Raw genomic sequence first — 19486 nt, 5'->3', positions numbered from 1 at the left:
GATGTTTTAATTTTGAGGTGAAGTTCTAAAAATACTCTGAGAAATCAACTAACTTTAAGGTCAAAACCACACGTAGAACAGATGCTCCAGGTAAGTAACGCAAACGGCAAAACATGGCAGGTTGCTATACAAAAAGATGCTCCCCTTCTAAACGGAAAGCCTTTTGACTGGGACATCTCCCCTATCGGTCCGAACACCTTCCATATCATAAAAGATGCCAGGTCTTTTACGGCCGAACTTGTGTCGGCAGACTACCAGGCTAAAACATTTACCTTTAAGATCAATGGCCTTGTGCAGACTGTCAGCGTGAAGGACCGCTTTGACTTGTTACTGGACCAGTTGGGTATGAGCAACGCCAATGCCCAGAAGCTAAATGATGTGAAAGCGCCTATGCCAGGCCTGATACTGGAGATAAAGGTACAGCCGGGGCAAGAGGTGAAGAAAGGGGACCCGATCATGATCCTGGAGGCCATGAAAATGGAGAACATCCTCAAATCTCCGGGTGACGGCGTGGTGAAAGAAGTGAAAGTAAAGGAAAGGCAGAACGTAGAAAAGAACCAGGTGCTGATCCAATTTTAAGCTGGAGTGTTTTATAAGCGACTGCCACGGTGGTCGCTTTGTTGTGTAAACAGATTTCTATAACCTATACAGATAAATACCGTGAAGTATAAACGAATTTTGCTAAAGCTCAGTGGCGAGGCACTAATGGGCGACCAACAGTACGGCATTGACTCTAACAGGCTCATACAGTATGCGCAGGAGATCAAAGACGTTGCCAGGCTAGGCGTAGAGGTAGCTGTGGTAATTGGCGGCGGCAATATTTTCAGAGGGGTACAGGCCGAGCAGGTGGGCCTCGACCGGGTGCAGGGCGACTACATGGGCATGCTAGCCACGGTTATCAACAGTATGGCCCTGCAGAGCGCGCTGGAAAAGCTGGGCGTATATACCCGCCTGCTGTCCGGCATTAACATACAGCAGGTGTGCGAACCGTATATCCGTCGCAGGGCGGTACGTCACCTCGAAAAAGGGCGTGTGGTGATTTTCGGGGCCGGTACCGGTAACCCTTACTTTACCACCGACTCAGCAGCCTCGCTGCGTGCCATTGAGATTGAGGCGGATGTAGTGCTGAAAGGAACCCGTGTGGACGGTATTTACTCTGCTGACCCTGAGAAAGACCCGAATGCTGTCTTTTACAGAAACATCTCGTTTAAAGACGTGTTTGAGAAAGGCCTGAACGTAATGGACATGACAGCCTTTACCCTGTGCAAAGAGAACGGCTTGCCTATCATCGTGTTTGACATGAACACGGCGGGTAACCTGAAGCGGCTGGTGGACGGTGAGCAGGTAGGCACCTTGGTAACGATGGACGACATTGCGGAGTCCTTCCGGGAGACGGTGGATCAGCTACAGGAGAAGGAGTCTCAGCAGAAGCCTGATAAAAAATAAAAATTAGTATTTTTGTTCCAAACCATTTAGAACTACATTAAGCTTAATAGATATGACGGAAGAAATTCAGTTTTACCTCAGTGAAGCAGAGGAGTCTATGCAAAAAGCAGTGCAGCACACTGGCTCAGAACTAACCAAGATCCGAGCTGGCAAGGCTTCCCCTGCCATGGTAGAAGATCTGCGCGTGGATTACTACGGCTCGCCTACCCCTATCTCGCAGGTGGCCAACATCTCTGCTCCCGACGCGCGCACGTTGCTGATCAGACCCTGGGAAAAGAACATGCTGGGCGAGATCAACAAGGCAATCAAGAACAGCGACCTTGGTCTGAACCCGCAGCAGGAAGCTGACGCGATCCGTCTGAACATCCCAGCCCTTACCGAAGAGCGTCGCCGTGACCTGGTAAAGCAAGTGAAGAACGAAACGGAAAACGGAAAGATCAGCATCCGAAACATCCGTAAAGACGTGAACGACTCCCTGAAGAAATTACAGAAAGAAGGTACTTCTGAAGACGCCGTTCGTGATGCGGAAGGGAAAGTACAGAAACTGACAGACACCTATATCGTGAAGATTGACGAGCTGCTTTCTAAGAAGGAAGCGGAGATCATGACTGTCTAGCGGAATCTGCCAATACAAAAAAGAGCGCCCTGCCAGATCTACTGACAGGGCGCTCTTTTTATGTCTATGCGATAACGGGCAGGCTAGCTAAGTAGCACGACTATGCTTTCAGCTCCTGCCCAGGTATTGCCTGTTTGTGTTCTTTTGGCAGTTCAGAGGCTGCTCTGGAACTTAGGTACAGTTTAAGGTATTTTTGATACGTATAGTCGTAGGCATAGCGCCCTAGTATAAAGCCAACATTGCCATCGCGCCAGCCGCCCTTTTTCAGGTACCATTTAAACCAGGCAGCAACCGGGCTAAAGATTAGCTTAGCGAGAGAGGCTTTCTTTCCTTTGCGCCCCATGTCCTTAGCTGCCAGAGAAGTATACAGGTTTAGCTTGCGGTAAAGCTCTTCCACCGAATCGCAACTGTAGTGATGCACGGCCCCCGCCAGTACTTCGGCTTTTGTGAACCCCTCCGGCTTTTCATGCACAAAGTTACTTCCCTTCCCAAAGGTGACCACATCCTTCCGGAAAAGGCGTACAGGATAATCCGGGCTCGAGATCGGGTAAAAGGTCCGTACCTCTTGCCCGAAGAGCACCCAATGCCGCTCCATGCGATAAGCTTCCGGCCCCTCCTCATTCCCTAATCGTTTCTTCAACTGCTGCAACTGCGCCACAAAGTCCGCTGAAGGCACTTCATCCGAGTCCAGGCTCAGCACCCACTTATGCCGGCACTGCTCTAAGCCAAAGTTCCTCTGCTGGATAAAGTTATCGAATTTACGGTATACCAAGCGGGCTCCATACTGGCTTGCTATGGCCTCTGTGGCATCTGTACTGCCAGAGTCAACCAGCACAACCTCCTCTACGGCCTCTTCTAAAGCCTGCAGTATCTGGGGAAGATACCTGGCACTGTTGTACGTAAGAATGTAGCAGGAAACCGGAAAACCGCTGTTATAAGGCTGCATGGGTCGGAAGATAAAAGGGGGCTACAAGGAGGAAACGGTACTACTGATACAATTTGTGCACGCTAATGTACTCGGCCACCTCATCGGGCACCAGGTACTTGATGCTCTTCTCCTCTTTAATACACTTCCGGATAAAGGTGGCGGATATATCCAGCACAGGGGCTTTCACAAAAGTCACCTGGGGCATGTCAGGCAGCTCTGTGGTGATGGAGCCTGAGCGGGGGTACACATATACCTGGTGGTACTCCAGTATCTGTTCAGAGTTCTTCCACTTCGGGAACAAGGGCAGGTTATCCTCTCCCATGATCAGTACAAACTCATAGCTGGGGTACTTCTCCTGCAGATAGGTAAGGGTATCGATGGTATAGCTTGGCTTGGGCATGCTGAACTCGATGTTCGAGACGCCCAGGTTGGGGTTATCCGCTATTGCCAACGACACCATATGCAGCCTGTCAAACTCATGCAGGAGCGTATTACTGGGTTTAAAAGGATTCTGCGGCGACACGACCAGCCACACCGTGTCTAGATCGGTGTTGGTAGCCATAAAATTGGCAAGGATCAGATGGCCGACATGGATAGGGTTGAAAGAGCCAAAGAGCAGCCCTACTTTCATACAATCGTAGGTTGGGCGTCTAAGAACTCGTTTACAAGTTTTTCAGCCTCAGCAAAAGCCTTTTCCAGATTATCATTCACGATCACCTTGTCGAACTGGTCTTCAAAGCCCAGCTCAAACTTTGCCTTAAATACGCGGCTGCTGATACTGGAGGCCGAATCCGTATTACGGGCTGTCAGGCGCTTTGCCAACTCATCTATAGACGGCGGCTTTACAAACACGGCCAGGGCTCTGTCTTTATAAAAGCGTTTAATACTCAGGCCTCCCTTCACGTCCACATCCAGGATCACATGCTTGCCGCTGTCCCAGATGCGCTCGATCTCAGACTTCAGGGTACCGTAAAATGCTCCTTCGTACACTTCTTCCCACTCCACGAACTCGCCGTTGCCGATTTTCTTTTTAAACTCCTCTGGCGTGATGAAGTAGTAATCTTTCCCGTTTTCCTCCGAGCGTCCGCGCTTGTCGCGTGTACAGGCTGAAATAGAAAAGCTGAGTTTGGGGTTTACGTTAAGCAGGTGCTTTACAATGGTGGTTTTACCAGCCCCGGACGGAGCCGAAAAGATGATAATCTTGCCTTGCATTAGGGGTTATAGAGTTTCTTGAATTTTGGCTTTGATAGAGAGCGCCAGGCTTTCCGGCACAATCACGCGCTTCAGGTGACCGCTCACGAGCCCTTTCAAGAGCTTTTGTTTCTGATGGCTTTCAAAGCAGCTCACGCACTTTTCTAGGTGGTTATTAAAGTACACCTGCTCTTCTGTAGAGGCTTCCCCGTCTATCACCATGTCCAGCATGTTGGCTACTTTCTCACACTCTGTATCGTACCCTTCTTCCGATACACGCTGGTATTCATCTGTAATTCGTGTTTCCATCTTTACTCAAACTCTTAAATCTCTAACTGTTATAACCCATACTTTTGGCGTATTTTTCCAACTTCTCTTTCAAAGAGTTTCGGGCGCGGTGTAATCTGGAACGTACAGTGCCTATCGGAATATCCAGGATCTTGGCCATCTCCTCATACGTGAAGCCTTCCAGGTCGCAGAGTATAATCACCGTTCTAAAGTCGACGGGCAGCGTATTCAGCGCGCTGGCCACCTCATCCCCGATCAGGTCCTGCACGCTCTCGGTACGCATGTCGGTGGTAGAGGCAACGCCGCTCTCACCTTCCACGTCCTCAGAGTTGTAGTAGCCTTCTACCTCGCTGTAGTCTACTTTGGCAGGTTGTTTGCTCTTTTTCCGAAACTCATTAATGAATGAGTTCTTCAGGATTCGGAACAGCCATGCTTTGGCATTAGTTCCTTGCTCGAAGTAGTCAAAGAATCGGTATGCCTTCAAGTATGTCTCCTGCACCAGGTCGTTGGCGTCGTCTTCGTCTAAGGTGAGCCTGTAGGCAAAATTGTACAGAGGGTCCAGCACAGGCAACAGTTCGGCCTCGAACCGTGCGTCCTTTTCCTCTTTACTCATCTGTTTACCTGTTTGCTCGCTCATCTAACTTGATTTTGTACTTTAGTGAAGTCCTCAATCGCGTAATTACGCAAATATAGAAATTTTAATTACATACCCTGCTAACAGCCTCAGGGTTGCAGTTCAACCCCTCGGGCTTGTATGTTTTTTCGCCCAGGGCTGTTTCCACGCCCCCTGGCGCAGTTCGCCTGTTCTCTACACATAGAAGGGCCTTTTCCCCTATTTTGGTTCCTGTTTCAAAAATTGTGTCAGCTTTCTAGTACTTTTACGGATGCAGGCCATTATATATTCATTATGCCGGGTGTAAGTGCCATTATAATCTGTAAAAATGAGGAGCAACACATAGCAGGGGCAATAGCGTCCCTCTCCTGGGCCGACGAGGTCCTGGTGGTAGACTCCTACAGCACAGACAACACCCTGCAAATTGCGGCGACCTATCCGGTCAGGCTGTTGCAGCACGCCTTCGAGAACTACTCACGGCAACGGAACTGGGCCCTTAGCCAGGCCAGTCAGCCCTGGGTGCTGATGCTGGATGCGGATGAGCGCATTCCCGGCGACCTGCAAGCGGAAATAACAGCGCTCCTGCAGTCAGAACCGGCGCACGCAGCCTACAGGATTTTCCGGAAGAACTTTTTCATGGGCAAGCGGGTGCGTTTTAGCGGGTGGCGCCATGACGGGGTGGTACGCCTGTTCGACAGGAGGCGGTGCCAGTACTCCGACAAAAACGTGCATGAGGAACTCATCATACCGGGCACTGTGGGCCAGCTCAAACACCGGATGCTCCACTATACTTACAAGAACTTGCCCCATTACTTGGAGAAGTGGGACCAGTATACCTGGCTATCGGCAAAAGACAAAGCAAAAAAGACAAAACACGTTACCCTCTTCCACCTAGCCCTTAAACCCTGGGTCCGCTTTGTACGGCAATACTTCTTTAAACTGGGGATTCTGGATGGCCGTGTGGGCTTTGTGATTGCCTCCCTTTCTGCAGGGAGCGTATTTATGCGTTACCTGAAAGTGTGGCGCCTGCAGGAAGAAGAACTACAGAACAAATAATTATGCGGGTACTGCATTTGGTATCAGAGAAAACATGGCGCGGCGGCGAGCAGCAGGTCGCTTACCTGATAGAGGAACTCCTGCAGCAAGGCGCTGCTTGTTACGTGGCCTGCAGGCGTAACACCCCTTTTGAGGCTTATTGCCAAAAGCGGCAGGTACCTTATATTTCCCTTCCTTTTGCGAATGAGTTTGATCTAGTCACAGCGCAGCAAATAAAACGCTATTGCCAGAAGCAGCACATCGATCTTGTGCACGCCCACAGTGGCCATGCGCACGCCATTAGCGTGTGGGCCCACCTATTGGGTAATAAAAGGCCCATTATCCTGAGCCGCCGTGTCGATTTTCCAGTGAAGGACAATGCCCTCTCGCAATTTAAGTACAACTACAAAGGGATACGGCGCATCATCTGCGTGTCGGATAAGATCAAGGAGGTGGTATCCCAAAGCCTGAAGCACCCGGAACTGTGTGTAACCATCCACAGTGGCATCGACATGAACCGCTTTGCAGACAGCCACAGGAGCCAGAAGTTACATCGCGAATTTAACTTGCCGCCTCAGCAGAAACTGATCGGCAACATTTCGGCGATTGCCCCCCATAAAGACTACTTTACTTTTGTAGACACTGCCGCCGTACTGCTACAGCAACGCACCGACCTCACTTTCTTTGTTGTAGGAGACGGTCCTTTACGGGAGCAGGTAGAGGCCTATGTACAGGGAAAGCACCTGCAGGGAAAGGTTATCTTCACGGGGTTCCGGAACGATGTACCCCAGCTGATGCCGGAACTAGATGTGTTCCTGATCACTTCTGAAACAGAGGGGCTCGGCACCACGATACTGGATGCCTTTTCATGCCGCACACCGGTAGTGGCTACTGCCGCCGGAGGAATACCGGAAATCGTGCAGCACGAGCAGACCGGTATGCTGGCACCGATTAAGGATTCCGGCTCCTTGGCCCACTTTGTACAGCAAGTTCTCCAGCGCCCCGCCTTACGCGAACATGTGGTAGAGCAGGCTTACCAAAAGGTGCTAGAGTTTACAAAAGAACAGACCGCCCTTAAAACATTAGCTGTTTACAGAGAAGTTTTAGGCTCTCACTAAGTAGTTGCAACAAATTCCTGTTTACTTTTTTTGTCCGCGTTCGTAAGCACAACTGTATAAACCACCTCTAAGATAGGGTTATAGCCACTACCGGGGGTAAATGCATAGAGGCTTTGATGTATCGCGAGCGTGTTTTATTACTGTTGTTGCTAGTTTTGGCGAGCCACGTGTTGTGGGCGCAGCAACACAATTTTCGTAGCTGGACGCTGGAACAGGGCCTCCCACAATCGCAGGTAACGGCTATCGAGCAAACGGAAGACGGTTTCCTCTGGCTGGCCACGCGCGACGGTCTCAGCCGCTTTGATGGCGTTAACTTCCAAACCTACACAAAGCAGGACGGTCTGAAGAGCCATAATATCGCTGCTCTCTACGAGGACAGCCACCAACGCCTTTGGATAGGAACAAGGGATGCCGGCGTACTGCTGTATAACGGGAAGAGCTTTCAGCACCTGGGAGCGGCACAGGGCTTGGTGCCCGAGCAGATCTCCAGCATAACAGAGGATCCAAAGGGACGCCTGTGGCTTGCAAGTGACCAGGGCATTTACTACCTCTCCCAGGACCGCTTTCTTCAGTACACCTCGCTTCCAAAACTTACCTTTACTGCATTAGCGCATTTACCAGACGGTTCCCTTTGGGCCGGGACCAAGAACAATGGCCTTTATCAGGTAAGAGGAGATAAAGTAACACACTTTACCACGGCCAACAGCGCGCTTCCTCATAATACCATCACCGCCCTCCACGCAGGAGAAGGCGGTAATCTTTGGATTGGCACAGCGGCAGGGCTTGCTGGCAAGTCCCCTGACGGCAAGCTCCGTAAGGTCCCCCTCCCTAATAACCTCCAGGGCCCTCACATCACCAGTTTTATTAGCGACAGGCACCATAACCTCTGGATCGGGCTGCAGCGCAAAGGCCTCCTGAAGTATAATGGCAAAGAGTTCACCCATTTTACCCGCCAGAATGGGCTCCGCACGCCCCGCATTGCCTCTCTTCATACGGACAAGGAGGGCAATCTGTGGATCGGCACGAACGGGTATGGTCTGCAGCAATACAAGGCCCCTTGGTTTGTACACTATTTTAATCTGGGAGATATACAGGAGCCAAGGGTTACGGCCATCTCATCTTCCACAGCCAATACCCTCTGGCTCGGCACAGATGAAGGAGACCTGGCTACCTTGAAGAATGGAGAACTGCACCTTCAGCCTACCCCTCCCTGGCCCAAGGGTACTACTCTCTACTATATTGGCACCGGACAAGGCAATGAGAAGTGGGTCTGCAGCAGCGACGGTGCCTGGCTGTTGAAAGGGGGCGCCTCCCTTCACTATTCCACGGGCCAGGGGATGCCTTCCTCAGAAGTTTTCCACTGCACCACCGACAGTTCCGGTACTACCTGGTTTGCCACGGCTAACGGGGTCGCTTATTTCAAAAACGGCACCATCGGCCAGCTGCCAGGCCCAGAAGTAGAGGACGAAAAGGCTAACTGTGTTTACCGGGATAGCAGGAACCGGCTATGGGCAGGAACACAGGCAGGGATTTACCGCATAAAAAACGGGAGGCTGGTTACTCCCCCCACGCTGGAGGCTGCAAGCGTTAAAGAAGTAGGCTCCATCACCGAGGACAGCAAGGGTAATTTGTACTTCGCATGCTTTAACCAGGGAGTCCTGGTGCTGACTGGTGACAGTGCCCGGCTGTTTACCTTAGCAGACGGCTTGCCCAGCGAGTCGGTGAAAACCCTGTTTGCGGACCGGTACGAGAACCTGTGGGTAGCAACCAGCCGTAACGTGCTGAAAGTACGCCTGCCCCCCTTGCGCCAGCGGCAACAGTTGCTATACAGAAGCTATGCCAGCCAGAATGGCTTCAGGGGTATGGAAGTATGCGACCATGCCATCACCCAGACAGCAGATGGCTCCGTGTGGTTCGGGACAGCCAAAGGACTAACACAATACAACCCTTCCCTGGATCGGCCAAACAAAAAGCCCCCGGAGCTACTGCTGAGCAACGTCATGCTGTACTCGAAGCCTACGGACTGGGAGTCTCTGGGCTACCACACCGACAGTGCGACCGGTCTTCCGGAGAACCTGCGGCTGCCCCATACCCAAAACCACCTTTCCTTCGACTTCCATGCCATCTGCTACTCAGGTCCCGAACAAGTGCGTTACAAATACAGGCTGGCTGGGCTTGAAAAGCAGTGGTCTCCGGAAACAGAACAGTCTTTTACTACGTACTCCAACCTCTCGCCGGGTACTTACACCTTCGAGCTACTGGCTCAGAACAACGACGGCTACTGGACAGCAGAACCCCTGACGTACACCTTCTCTATTGTGCCTCCCATCTGGCGGCGAGAATGGTTCGTGGGCGTGCTCTTGCTCATTGTGGCCGGGGCTGTACTTGGGGTAGTGCGGCTACGTGAGCGCAGCCTGGTAAAAATGAACTCCTTGCTGGAAATGCGGGTGCACCACCGTACCCGGCTGCTGGAGCGCAAGAACCGGGAAAAGGAGATGCTCCTGCAGGAGATACATCACCGGGTAAAGAATAACCTGCAGATCGTGATCAGCATGCTGAACCTGCAAGCCCGCTACGTGGATGATGACGCTTCGCTGGACGTAATGCGGGCTATCAGAAGCCGCGTGCGCTCTATGTCTATCCTGCACGAGCGGCTTTACCGCCACAGCGACTTAGAGGAAATAGACTTAGAGGAGTACTTCCTTGAAATATGCGACAGCCTTTACGCCTCTTATGGAGTAAGCGCAGAGCGGGTAGCCCTTGAGATGGAACTACCGAGGATTAAAGTAAACATTGACTCGGCCATTACGTTGGGGCTAATAGTAAACGAACTGGTTTCTAACACTTTAAAATATGCATTTCCTAACGATGAGAAGGGATTGCTACGTATCGAACTTAAACAACACGACGAGGTACAATACACGTTAACAGTGAGCGACAATGGACGCGGCTTGCCCGATGACTTTAACCAGATACAGCATCAGTCGTTTGGCCTAAAGCTCGTTTCGTCGTTAAGTAAAAAATTAGGAGGTCACATCAAATTCTATAATCAGGATGGCACAAAATCAATATTGTATTTTGTTTTGGCACCATAAATTGTTTTTTCACGTAAGAACCTAATGCTATGACAAAACCCAAAATTCTCATTTCAGAAGATGAGGTCATCATCGCAGAGGATATTGCAGCTAGCCTGGAAGAATTAGGTTACGAAACGTGCGCAATAGATTCGGGCGAAGACACAATTGACATGATCCGGGAAACCCAACCGGACCTGGTACTGCTTGATATTAACTTAAAGGGTAACACCGACGGGGTAGACATCGGGGCGCGCATAAGAGAAGAGTTTAACATTCCTTTCATATACCTGACAGCTTACGCAGACCACTCCACCATCGACAGGGCTAAGAAAACAGAACCGGATGGCTTTTTGGTAAAGCCTTTTGACGAGAAGAGCCTGCGTTCGGCAATCGAAATCGCCCTGTATAAGCACGACAGCAGTCATAAGGACACTACTAATGGTGCCAAAGTAAACCATAAGGAGCAGGACGTAGCCGCTGACTATATTTTCGTGAAGGTAAAGCACCGCATTATCAAGGTGCACTATAGCGATATCCTGTGGGTAGAGGCCTATGATAATTACTCCTTTATTGTGACCGCCGATCAAAAGTACCTGGTAAGCTCTACCTTAAAGGACATGGAGCAGAAATTGCCGCCACAGAACTTCGTGCGGGTACACCGGTCCTACATCGCCAACCTGGACAAGATCGAGGCGCTGGAGGAAAGCTCTGTCGTTTTCCCAAAGGGTGATGTTCCGATTGGCAAGTCCTATAAAAAGAACCTGATGTCCCGATTCAACATCATATGAAACACTCTTACTGAATCACGTTTTCTTGTGTCACAAGGCCTATAGGGCTATCAAGAAAACTTCCTGCCACTTAAGCCTGTGCTTCAGAACAACGAGCGATGGTTTGCCTGACAAAACAAAAAGCCGATGCAGTTTGTAGCTGCACCGGCTTTTTGTTTATAAAGGGTGGATGTTCTTTCTTCTACCCTTCTGGTTTAGATAACTTAGTATCTGTAGTACTCTGGCTTATATGGGCCTTCTACTTCCACACCAATGTACTTGGCCTGTTCTGGAGAAAGTTCCTCCAGCTCCGCGCCGATTTTGCCCAGGTGCAGGCGCGCTACTTTCTCATCGAGGTGCTTCGGTAAAGTGTACACTTTGTTTTCGTAAGCGTCTGTGTTTGTCCACAGCTCAATCTGCGCCAACGTTTGGTTTGAGAAAGAGTTAGACATGACAAAAGATGGGTGCCCCGTCGCACAGCCCAGGTTTACCAGTCGGCCCTCTGCCAACACGATGATATCTTTTCCTTCGATGTTGTACAGGTCTACCTGTGGCTTAATGATATCCTTTGTATGGCCGTAGTTCTTGTTCAACCAGGCCATGTCAATCTCATTGTCGAAGTGACCGATGTTACACACAATGGTCTTATCTTTCATGGCACGGAAGGTCTCCTCCGTAATAATGTCTTTATTACCTGTAGCGGTAACCACAATATCTGCCTCTTTGATAGCATCTGCCATTCTTTTAACGGCGTAACCGTCCATCGCAGCCTGCAGGGCACAGATCGGGTCGATTTCTGTCACGATCACACGGGCACCAGCCCCACGCAAAGACGCCGCAGAACCTTTCCCCACATCTCCGTAACCCGCTACTACGGCTACTTTACCAGCCATCATCACGTCGGTGGCACGACGGATAGCATCTACCAGAGACTCTTTACAGCCGTACTTGTTATCGAACTTGGACTTGGTAACAGAGTCGTTTACGTTAATGGCAGGCATTGGCAGGGTACCATTCTTCATGCGCTCGTACAAGCGGTGAACGCCTGTCGTTGTTTCCTCAGAAAGGCCTTTGATACCTCCAGCCAGCTCCGGGTACTTGTCCAGGACCATGTTCGTCAGGTCTCCTCCATCATCCAGAATCATGTTCAGCGGCTTACGTTCCTCACCAAAGAACAAGGTCTGCTCAATGCACCAGTCAAACTCTTCGGCGGTCATGCCCTTCCAGGCATACACAGCGATACCAGCAGCGGCAATGGCAGCGGCGGCGTGATCCTGGGTAGAGAAGATGTTACAGGAAGACCAGGTAACCTCGGCACCAAGCTCCACCAGCGTCTCAATCAACACAGCTGTCTGAATGGTCATGTGCAGGCAGCCCGCAATACGCGCACCCTTTAAGGGCTTACTTGGTCCGAACTCCTCGCGGATAGCCATCAATCCTGGCATTTCAGATTCGGCGAGTCTAATCTCCTTGCGGCCCCAGTCAGCCAACGATATGTCTCTTACTTTGTACTTAAGCTGTGTATCTATCATGTTTTAACTTTTTTCAGGTTAGAACCCAAAATTACAATTTTTGTTGCGCATCTTCAATATTACTTAGCCGGAGGGCCATATAAGGAGGACATAAGTAACATTGCCTACCCCATTTTGGCAGGCAATGTTACATTTACAGCAGTAAAACAGATAGTTAACTTAGTTGTTTACGATCACTTCAGTATCCAGCGTATTGTTGTTTCCTTCGGGCGGAGAGAGGAAGCCTTTGGCAAAAACGGTGTAAATCATCCCTTCCTCCAGCGTTAAAGTTTCGGTAAGGGCAGTGTTGTCCGTCCCTACCGGCTGCACTTCCAGCGTATAGGTACCGGCATCTACGGGCATAAAGGCTGTCGCGTCTTTAAAGCCTATATTTGAGAACAGGGTTGGACCTCCCTGCACTACTACGTCTACGTTAGGGGCATCTGGCGACAGGTGCACGAGCCGCACATGGGCCTTCCCCTCGGCAGGCTCCGTCAGATTGTCCTCCAGTACCAGCGGCTCTATGTTCCCGAGTGTGTTAACGGCGAAAATAGAGTAGTTCATGTCCTCCACCAGCGGCACATCAGCGTTAATTACAGGGCTTCCCAAGCCTGCACCGGCCGCTGTTACCTTAAAATTCCGGGTCCCTTCTTCCAGTTGCAGGTAACCGGTGTTGTTCGGGTAATTCAGTGCAGCGGTGTTGACCTGTTCGTTGTCTACATACAAGTCTACGGCTGGGGCATCAGGAGAAGCGTGTATCACCATTACGTTGGCCTGCTCATCCAACAGGTCCAACTCTTCATCGTCGTCGTCGCAGCTTGTCAACAACACGAGGGGCATCATGGCCAGCACCATTACTTTCATCCAGTTCTTCATAGCTATTCTCTTTTTTGGTTTGAAAATTAATTTGATACTGGATTAACCCTGAAAGCGGCATTTTGTTTAATAATTATTTTAAAACATTAAACAAAAAAAGCTTTTCCAGAGGGAACTGTCTGAAACCGGTATCTTTGCGCCACAGTAAAAGCACAGGAGCCATGCGCACATTTACCCCCGAGGAGCAGCACTTTATTCAGGAGCACCAGCACGAGGATGTAGCTCAACTCATGCTGCAAGCGAGTCGTTACCCCCACTTACCTGTACAGGAGCTGGTACAGCAAATAAAAGCCCGCCAAAAGGCAGCTCAGAAGTTAAAGACGTGGGTAGCAAACCCGCAGGTAGTTTTCCCGGTGGCCTTGTCTGTAGAGCAAAGTTCTTCGGAACTAACCGCGAGCTACAAGGCAGGACTGGTGCAGGGGAAGCTACTGGTAGACGTAACCGGGGGCTTTGGGATTGACAGCTTCTATTTTGCGAAAAGCTTTCAGCAAGTAGTGCATGTAGAGCAAAACCGGGCGTTACAGGAAGTGGCCGCCTATAACTTTGGCCTGTTAGGCGCACAGAACATTCGAAGCCTGAACACGACAGCCGAAGCCTTTCTGGAGAGCTTTTCAGGGAAGGCGGACGTGCTGTACCTGGACCCCGCCCGGCGGGGGAACCAGGACCAGAAGCTGCATTTACTGCAGGACTGTGAACCGGATGTCTTGCAGCTGTTGCCCCTGCTCTTTCAAAAGGCACGTGCTGTTCTCCTCAAAACTTCCCCGATGCTGGACATCGAGCAGGCCATGCAGGAGCTAGGCCACGTCAGCCAGGTGTGGGTAGTGGCCCTTCAGAATGAGGTAAAAGAGGTCTTGTACTTACTGCAGCCTGGAGCCCCTCCTCTCTCCGAGGCTCCGCATACGGCCGTTAACCTCTTGCCACAGGCACCGCCGCAGGTGCTACACTTTACCCGCACGCAGGAAGAAGCCGCAACACCGGTCTATGCCGACCCGCAGGCGTATGTTTACGAGCCAAACGCTGCCATTTTAAAAGCAGGAGCTTACCGCTTCCTGACCCAACCGTTCGGGTTAAAGAAACTCCACCCTAACAGCCACTTGTATACCTCCAATGTGCTGGTTCCCGATTTTCCGGGGCGCAGCTTTCGGTGCCTCCACACTTCCCGCTACAATAAAAAGGAACTCTTGCGACAACTACCTGGCAAAAAAGCAAACATCACAGTTCGCAACTTCCCGGAATCAGTGGCTGACATCCGGAAGAAAACAGGACTGAAGGAAGGGGGGATTACCTACCTCTTCTTCACCACAGACATGCACCAAAAGCCTCTGGTGCTCATCTGCGAAAAGGCCTAGGCAAAATTGCTGCCTGCCCTGAGCGTGCCTGTGCCCAACATGCCCTCCATAGCCTCGTACATTAAAGTAAGGGGCACCCTGGTGCCCTTGAAACAGCATAAAGGAAAGCTATGAAACAAGAAAAAGGAAAAGACAAAAAGCAGGGACAAGAGCAGAGCCGAATGGAGTATGACGTGAACGATACCTCCCGCACTTTAAAACCCGGCGCCGTACCAGACCAGGGTCCAACGACAGGGCTTGCAGGCGCAAGCGACCAGTCTGGCAACAAACAAAGCAAGGATACTGAGGGGCGCCAAAGCCATCAAAAGAATCCGGATAAAGGGAAGTAGGCCCTTAAGAGCTTATCCAGGTGTACTAAACATGTGCTTTTACCCTGCGTATGATAACATAGGATGGCTACACAGCTGTCCTATATGTTCCATTCTAAACAATGAAAACAAATGAAAGAAGATAAGAATAACAAAAATAACGAGCCACAACACAAAAAATTCAGCAGTAACCCGATCAAGTCTTTTGAAGAGGGAGAAGAAGGAGGAAAAGAATCTACGAAAGTAGCCAACCAAGGCACTACGAACCCTAATGCACTTGGGGACACTGTTTCAAGAATCGGTGATCAGAATAAGCCAACACAGGGAGCAGGATGGCAAAGCGACCGTGCTGGCTCAGAAAGCACCGGTAAAAAAGACTAACAAATAGTTAAACAGAAGTATAACCCAAACAATAGAAATCAGATGAACAAGGATAAAGAAAACATGAATAAAAAGTCGGACCTGACAAACACAGATAAAGCAAACAAAAAGGATACTTCCAACAGCCTGGAGCGCGACGTGAAGAGCGACTTTAGCTCTAACAGACAGACACCACAAGGCAGAACGGATAATGAGCAGGACCGGGAATTGAAGAAGAAAGACTAAGGTATAGCACATAACATAAAAGAGCCGCAGCATATTTTGCTGCGGCTCTTTTAGTTTAACAAGACAGTAAACTCTAAAGCCTTGAAAGATAAAAGGCAGCCATATAGCCGCCCTCTATCAAATCCTATGTGAAAGTCTAAATTACATAATGATAAGGCTTGCCGTAAGCAAGCGGGTAACACCTGTACCGTTACTTAGCCTGGTCAGAGAAGCCAGCTTCGTTTTGTACGGCCTCAATGGCTCCGACAAGGTAAACCAAAGGAGCATTCCAGTTAATGGCTATCTCATTGGAGGCATAAGAACAGTCATTGTCTACGTACATCTCATCCGGGAAAGTAGAAGTGTAGCCCGGGCAGTTATCCTGCTTATCGGCCCTGGCATTGGTACCACCGGAGAGCAGGCCTGGAACCGGCTCTTCTATTCCATCGGCTATAGACGGACGGTGATGCGGGTTCATGGTTGACTTTTCTCCGTAGCCTGTCACAAAAGAGTAGCCTGTTGCATTACGCCCCAGCAAGTAATCCAGGTTTGCCAACGCTGCCTCCAGGTACTTTTTGTCTTTGGTTAACCTGTATGCCTGCAGCAGCGCAATGCCCTGATTGGCCGCCACAGAGCTGCTACCCCAGATGTAGTCATCTTTGGTCTTGCCCATGGCCGTTCTATAAGGGTGCTCCGACACGCCTGTTGCCAGTTCATCGGCAAATTGTACCAGCCGCTTTTTTACTTCCGGCAAGTCCTTTTTTCCGACTGCTGTCAGGTTCTCGCCGTGCCGCGCCAGGGTGTAATACCCTAACAACCTTACCTGCGGCCAGGATGGTAGCGGCATTTTGTTGTCCGGGAGTATGTTCACAGCTTTGTAATAATTATCGTCTTTGGTAGTAGTATACAACTCCGAAGCTGCCCAGATAAACTCATCACTGAAATCGTTGTCACCATAAGCCCCTGTCGTCACCTCAGGTTTAAATTGCTTGTTCATGGCGTTCTGGTCATAGGCTACGTTCGGGTTCTGCTGTGCCCACTCCCACGCCTTTTTAGCAGCTGTCAGCGTAGAGTCTGCCAAGCCCGGGAACTCCTGTTCATAGTTTCTGAAAATACGGCTTGCCTGTGCCATCACAGCAGCAAAATCGAGCGTGGCGGCGGTTCCCTTCTGCACCACATAGCGAGGTTCTGTCGCCTCGGCCGGCATGATCATGCCATCGAAGTTGGCATTCGTTAGCTTATGATAAACCCCTCCGTCGTTCGGGTCCTGCATCGTCAGCATCCACCGCAGGTTCCAGAGCGACTCATCCAGAATGTCGGGCACCTTGTCGCCGCTTTCCGGTATGTTCAGGTGCTGGGCCTGGTAGTACTCCGGAAAATCTTCGTAGGCCGATAGCAGGGTCCCCATGGTGATACCGCTGTTCACAATGTAGCGGTTGTAGTCCCCGGCATCATACCACCCCTTGTTCGATGCGATGACCGTGCCGGTAGGCCTTGCTGCTGACGCTGCTGAGGGATGTACAAACGCCTCTTTTTCCGGGTGCCCTGCCGGGCGGCTCCATTTGCCGGCATACTGCTCTGGCAGGTCTGTGGAAACACGCTGGAAATAAAAGCCTTTTATCGCGGCATCAGCCACTTCTTTGTGTACGTTCGGCGCTACTTCAAAGGCATAGGAACGTCCGACGCCCGGTATCTCTACCACATAGCTACCCGGCTTGCTAAACATACTGAAGTCTGCCACCCGGGTAGGTTTGTTGGAGAAGGTAGCCGGCTTAACAGCGGATAGCTTACCGGTATAGACAGTCTTTGACCGATCAGCCGTTTTAATATAGAATTTCTCCCCTTTGTTCTCTCCCACCACTACAGCTACTTTAGGAGCCTGTGGATAGAACCCAACCTGGTTCAGCCTGATCTTATCGGTTGCTTCCTGGGCCAGGGCATAAGAAGAGCTAAGCGCTGCCAGCGAAAGACCGCAAAGTATTTTTGTAAGTGTTTGTTTACGCATCAAGGTGTTTTTAATGTAACAGAATATTCTCTCCAGGCACAGTCAGGTCAATGACAGGAGCTGCTAGAAGTAAGGGAAACCAATACTTACTTGTTTTTACCGGAGACTTAACGAAGGTAATGAAAATGGGCCCTGTAGAGGGGGGTGATATGTTTCAGAAGTAGACCTAAAGCGTTAACATAGGCAGAAAACTGCAGAAAATTATGTCAGAGGTTCTCTGCCGTGAAGAAACAGCAAAGCTATTTACCCTTCGCATGTGGGCCCTGCTACAACTTCTAGTATATGATAGAAAGCGACAAAAAAGCGGTGCCCGTACGAGGGGCACCGCTACCAAAGTATCTTTCTTTTCTAGTAAAGACGTTATTTTGCCTGCGCTACTATCCTTGTTTTTACGGCTTCCTTTTCTACTTTCTGCAGTACCCATTCTCCTACCTGCAGGCCCTGGGTACGTCCGTTGTCTACTGCATCCATAAAGTGGATGCCGCCATACAGGCGGGAAACGCCAGCCTCTTCGGCTGCCTGTTGGAAGGAAGTAAACTGGCGGGACGGCAAGCCAAAGCGTTCCTCTACTGTATCCGTGTATTGGAAGTTATCTCCAAAATAATGAGTTAGTACTACCGCTGCGGCAGAGGAAATAGTGGAATGGCCACTTAAGTACTCTGGGAAAGGGGGTGTTTGCAGCAAGGGCTTCCAACTTGGGTCCAGATGCTGCCGGATAGCCGTTTCCGGGCGAATGCGGTTACTCCTGAACTTTTCATCCCAGCAAGCAATGAAGCCGTCCATAAGGGCAACCGACACCATGGTGTTAACCTTCATAGCTTCCGGAAAGTCGAGCTTTGCTTTCTCACAGGCGATGCCGGTTATCCCCATCCAATGTGCGCCTGGCGAAATCTTTTTCATCCCCACCATCAGGTGCCCATTTTCCTGCAGGGCAAAAGGGTTACAATCCCAGAAAGCGGCAATTTGCTGATGCTCTGCTGACAAGTCTTTCCCCTCTTCATATACTTCCTGCAGGAGTTTATAGAAGGATGAGCCTTTCTCCAACGAAAAAGCTACCGGAGGGGCTGGTTTAAACTGCGAGCAGGTATCCAGGGTAAAAGGCCTTACTGTATTAAAATAAGGCTCTACGGGTGCGAAAAAACCAGGAGGCGTAGGATACCACGCCCCTTCCTCCTCCGTTGGGGAGTACCTCGGGTAATTACTGATGCGGTTGTAGTTATCGGCTTTGGCATAAGCCAGTATTTGCCCGCTGATCTCCTGGGCATACTTTACAGAGTTACGCAGCACTTGCTCTGAAACACCAGCACTACGGCAGGAGTCCAGGAACTCTTGCTGATACGCTTCGAGTAAGCTACCGGAAGGCTGCATCTTTTTGGCTGTCTCCATCATGGCCAGCAGGGCGCTTAGCTGATACGAATACGCTGACAAGTCTGCAGGCTTCTGAATCAGAGGGTAATCGTTAAGCACACCGTGCATGGACTGCACCGCACTATCGTGCTGGGACACCACTTCATACCCGGCCAGACAGGCATAAGAGAAAAACCTGGCAGCCAATGGCGGGTTGGTCACATCGTGTACCATAATATCCGTCATCTCAGCGAGCACCTGGTTGATCTGTTTGCTACTGAAGTGCAGTTCTGGCTCCTGCTTTTGCCGGCAGGCGGTCACCACAGTCAGAATCAGGAGAAAAGATAGCAGCTTTTTCATGTTACTTGAGTTTATAGGCCTTTACATCCTGCTGGTTCATGCCCACCAGCAGCGTGTTGCTCACCT

The 19486-nt window shown here is 50.4% G+C and carries 20 protein-coding genes; 11 read left to right on the top strand and 9 right to left on the bottom strand.

Translation table 11 applies throughout. The features are described 5' to 3' along the window. Positions 1–81: 81 nt before the first annotated feature. The 3 genes from CHB92_RS00100 to frr all read left to right on the top strand — a co-directional run bounded on the left by CHB92_RS00100 (position 82) and on the right by frr (position 2062). Positions 82–579: a biotin/lipoyl-containing protein gene (locus CHB92_RS00100; protein WP_089317136.1), complete on the top strand. Its 498-nt coding sequence runs from the start codon at positions 82–84 to the stop codon at positions 577–579. A gap of 81 nt (positions 580–660) precedes the next feature. Continuing rightward, positions 661–1446, top strand: a complete 786-nt coding sequence (gene pyrH / locus CHB92_RS00095; protein ID WP_089317135.1) for a UMP kinase — start codon at positions 661–663, stop codon at positions 1444–1446. Between the two features lie 52 nt (positions 1447–1498). Beyond that, positions 1499–2062 (top strand): ribosome recycling factor, encoded by a 564-nt coding sequence (frr, locus tag CHB92_RS00090; RefSeq protein WP_089317134.1) that lies wholly within the window; start codon positions 1499–1501, stop codon positions 2060–2062. 100 nt (positions 2063–2162) lie between these two features. Here the strand turns inward: frr and CHB92_RS00085 are convergent, their stop codons facing one another. Genes CHB92_RS00085 through CHB92_RS00065 form a run of 5 tightly spaced genes read right to left on the bottom strand, consistent with a single transcriptional unit; the run spans position 2163 to position 5106 of the window. Beyond that, a complete protein-coding gene (locus CHB92_RS00085; RefSeq protein ID WP_089317133.1) occupies positions 2163–3008 on the bottom strand; it encodes a glycosyltransferase family 2 protein in 846 nt (281 codons plus the stop codon). Between the two features lie 40 nt (positions 3009–3048). Continuing rightward, entirely contained in the window at positions 3049–3621 is a 573-nt protein-coding gene (gene nadD / locus CHB92_RS00080) for a nicotinate (nicotinamide) nucleotide adenylyltransferase (RefSeq protein WP_089317132.1), read from the bottom strand. Further along, positions 3618–4202, bottom strand: coding sequence for a guanylate kinase (gene gmk, locus CHB92_RS00075; RefSeq protein ID WP_089317131.1), 585 nt, complete (start codon positions 4200–4202; stop codon positions 3618–3620). Before gmk ends, nadD begins: the two co-directional genes overlap by 4 nt. A 6-nt stretch (positions 4203–4208) precedes the next feature. After that, complete coding sequence (locus CHB92_RS00070) at positions 4209–4490, bottom strand: zf-HC2 domain-containing protein (RefSeq protein WP_089317130.1); 282 nt, start codon at positions 4488–4490, stop codon at positions 4209–4211. Between the two features lie 22 nt (positions 4491–4512). Further along, positions 4513–5106, bottom strand: a complete 594-nt coding sequence (locus tag CHB92_RS00065) for a sigma-70 family RNA polymerase sigma factor (protein WP_089317129.1) — start codon at positions 5104–5106, stop codon at positions 4513–4515. A 270-nt stretch (positions 5107–5376) separates the two neighbouring features. Here CHB92_RS00065 and CHB92_RS00060 point away from each other — a divergent pair, with 270 nt between their 5' ends. The 4 genes from CHB92_RS00060 (at position 5377) to CHB92_RS00045 (ending at position 11100) form a co-directional block, all read left to right on the top strand. Continuing rightward, positions 5377–6138 carry a glycosyltransferase family 2 protein gene (locus CHB92_RS00060; protein WP_179222907.1) on the top strand — a complete coding sequence of 254 codons (762 nt, stop codon included), beginning with the start codon at positions 5377–5379 and terminating at the stop codon, positions 6136–6138. Between the two features lie 2 nt (positions 6139–6140). Beyond that, positions 6141–7235 (top strand): glycosyltransferase family 4 protein, encoded by a 1095-nt coding sequence (locus CHB92_RS00055; protein WP_089317127.1) that lies wholly within the window; start codon positions 6141–6143, stop codon positions 7233–7235. A 116-nt stretch (positions 7236–7351) separates the two neighbouring features. After that, the gene (locus CHB92_RS00050; RefSeq protein ID WP_089317126.1) at positions 7352–10330 is read left to right on the top strand and encodes a ligand-binding sensor domain-containing protein; all 2979 of its coding nucleotides are present in this window, start codon (positions 7352–7354) and stop codon (positions 10328–10330) included. 29 nt (positions 10331–10359) lie between these two features. Beyond that, positions 10360–11100, top strand: coding sequence for a LytR/AlgR family response regulator transcription factor (locus CHB92_RS00045; protein WP_089317125.1), 741 nt, complete (start codon positions 10360–10362; stop codon positions 11098–11100). 203 nt (positions 11101–11303) lie between these two features. On the opposite strand, the gene ahcY is transcribed toward CHB92_RS00045, so the two are convergent. Together ahcY and CHB92_RS00035 are read right to left on the bottom strand one after the other, a co-directional pair. Beyond that, on the bottom strand, positions 11304–12611 hold the full coding sequence (gene ahcY, locus CHB92_RS00040) for an adenosylhomocysteinase (RefSeq protein WP_089317124.1): 1308 nt from the start codon (positions 12609–12611) through the stop codon (positions 11304–11306). A gap of 159 nt (positions 12612–12770) precedes the next feature. Continuing rightward, positions 12771–13466, bottom strand: a complete 696-nt coding sequence (locus CHB92_RS00035) for a DUF4397 domain-containing protein (RefSeq protein ID WP_089317123.1) — start codon at positions 13464–13466, stop codon at positions 12771–12773. A gap of 161 nt (positions 13467–13627) precedes the next feature. On the opposite strand from CHB92_RS00035, the gene CHB92_RS00030 reads away from it, so the two are divergent. The 4 genes from CHB92_RS00030 to CHB92_RS00015 all read left to right on the top strand — a co-directional run bounded on the left by CHB92_RS00030 (position 13628) and on the right by CHB92_RS00015 (position 15729). Beyond that, positions 13628–14815, top strand: a complete 1188-nt coding sequence (locus CHB92_RS00030; RefSeq protein WP_089317470.1) for a THUMP-like domain-containing protein — start codon at positions 13628–13630, stop codon at positions 14813–14815. Positions 14816–14925: 110 nt separating this feature from the next. Next, positions 14926–15144: a hypothetical protein gene (locus CHB92_RS00025; protein ID WP_089317122.1), complete on the top strand. Its 219-nt coding sequence runs from the start codon at positions 14926–14928 to the stop codon at positions 15142–15144. Between the two features lie 111 nt (positions 15145–15255). Beyond that, on the top strand, positions 15256–15504 hold the full coding sequence (locus CHB92_RS00020) for a hypothetical protein (protein ID WP_089317121.1): 249 nt from the start codon (positions 15256–15258) through the stop codon (positions 15502–15504). Between the two features lie 63 nt (positions 15505–15567). Then, complete coding sequence (locus CHB92_RS00015; RefSeq protein ID WP_179222906.1) at positions 15568–15729, top strand: hypothetical protein; 162 nt, start codon at positions 15568–15570, stop codon at positions 15727–15729. Between the two features lie 190 nt (positions 15730–15919). Here CHB92_RS00015 and CHB92_RS00010 read toward each other — a convergent pair whose 3' ends face one another. Next, positions 15920–17713, bottom strand: coding sequence for a glycoside hydrolase family 9 protein (locus CHB92_RS00010; RefSeq protein WP_089317119.1), 1794 nt, complete (start codon positions 17711–17713; stop codon positions 15920–15922). Positions 17714–18073: 360 nt separating this feature from the next. After that, a complete protein-coding gene (locus CHB92_RS00005) occupies positions 18074–19420 on the bottom strand; it encodes a vanadium-dependent haloperoxidase (protein ID WP_089317118.1) in 1347 nt (448 codons plus the stop codon). Between the last annotated feature and the right edge of the window lie 66 nt (positions 19421–19486).

Origin of the sequence: Pontibacter ummariensis, assembly GCF_900188175.1 — a bacterium.
In the GTDB taxonomy this organism is placed as follows: Bacteria; Bacteroidota; Bacteroidia; order Cytophagales; family Hymenobacteraceae; genus Pontibacter; species Pontibacter ummariensis.
The sequence above is the reverse complement of the archived record's forward strand: the minus strand, read 5'-3'. Positions and strand labels throughout refer to the sequence as shown.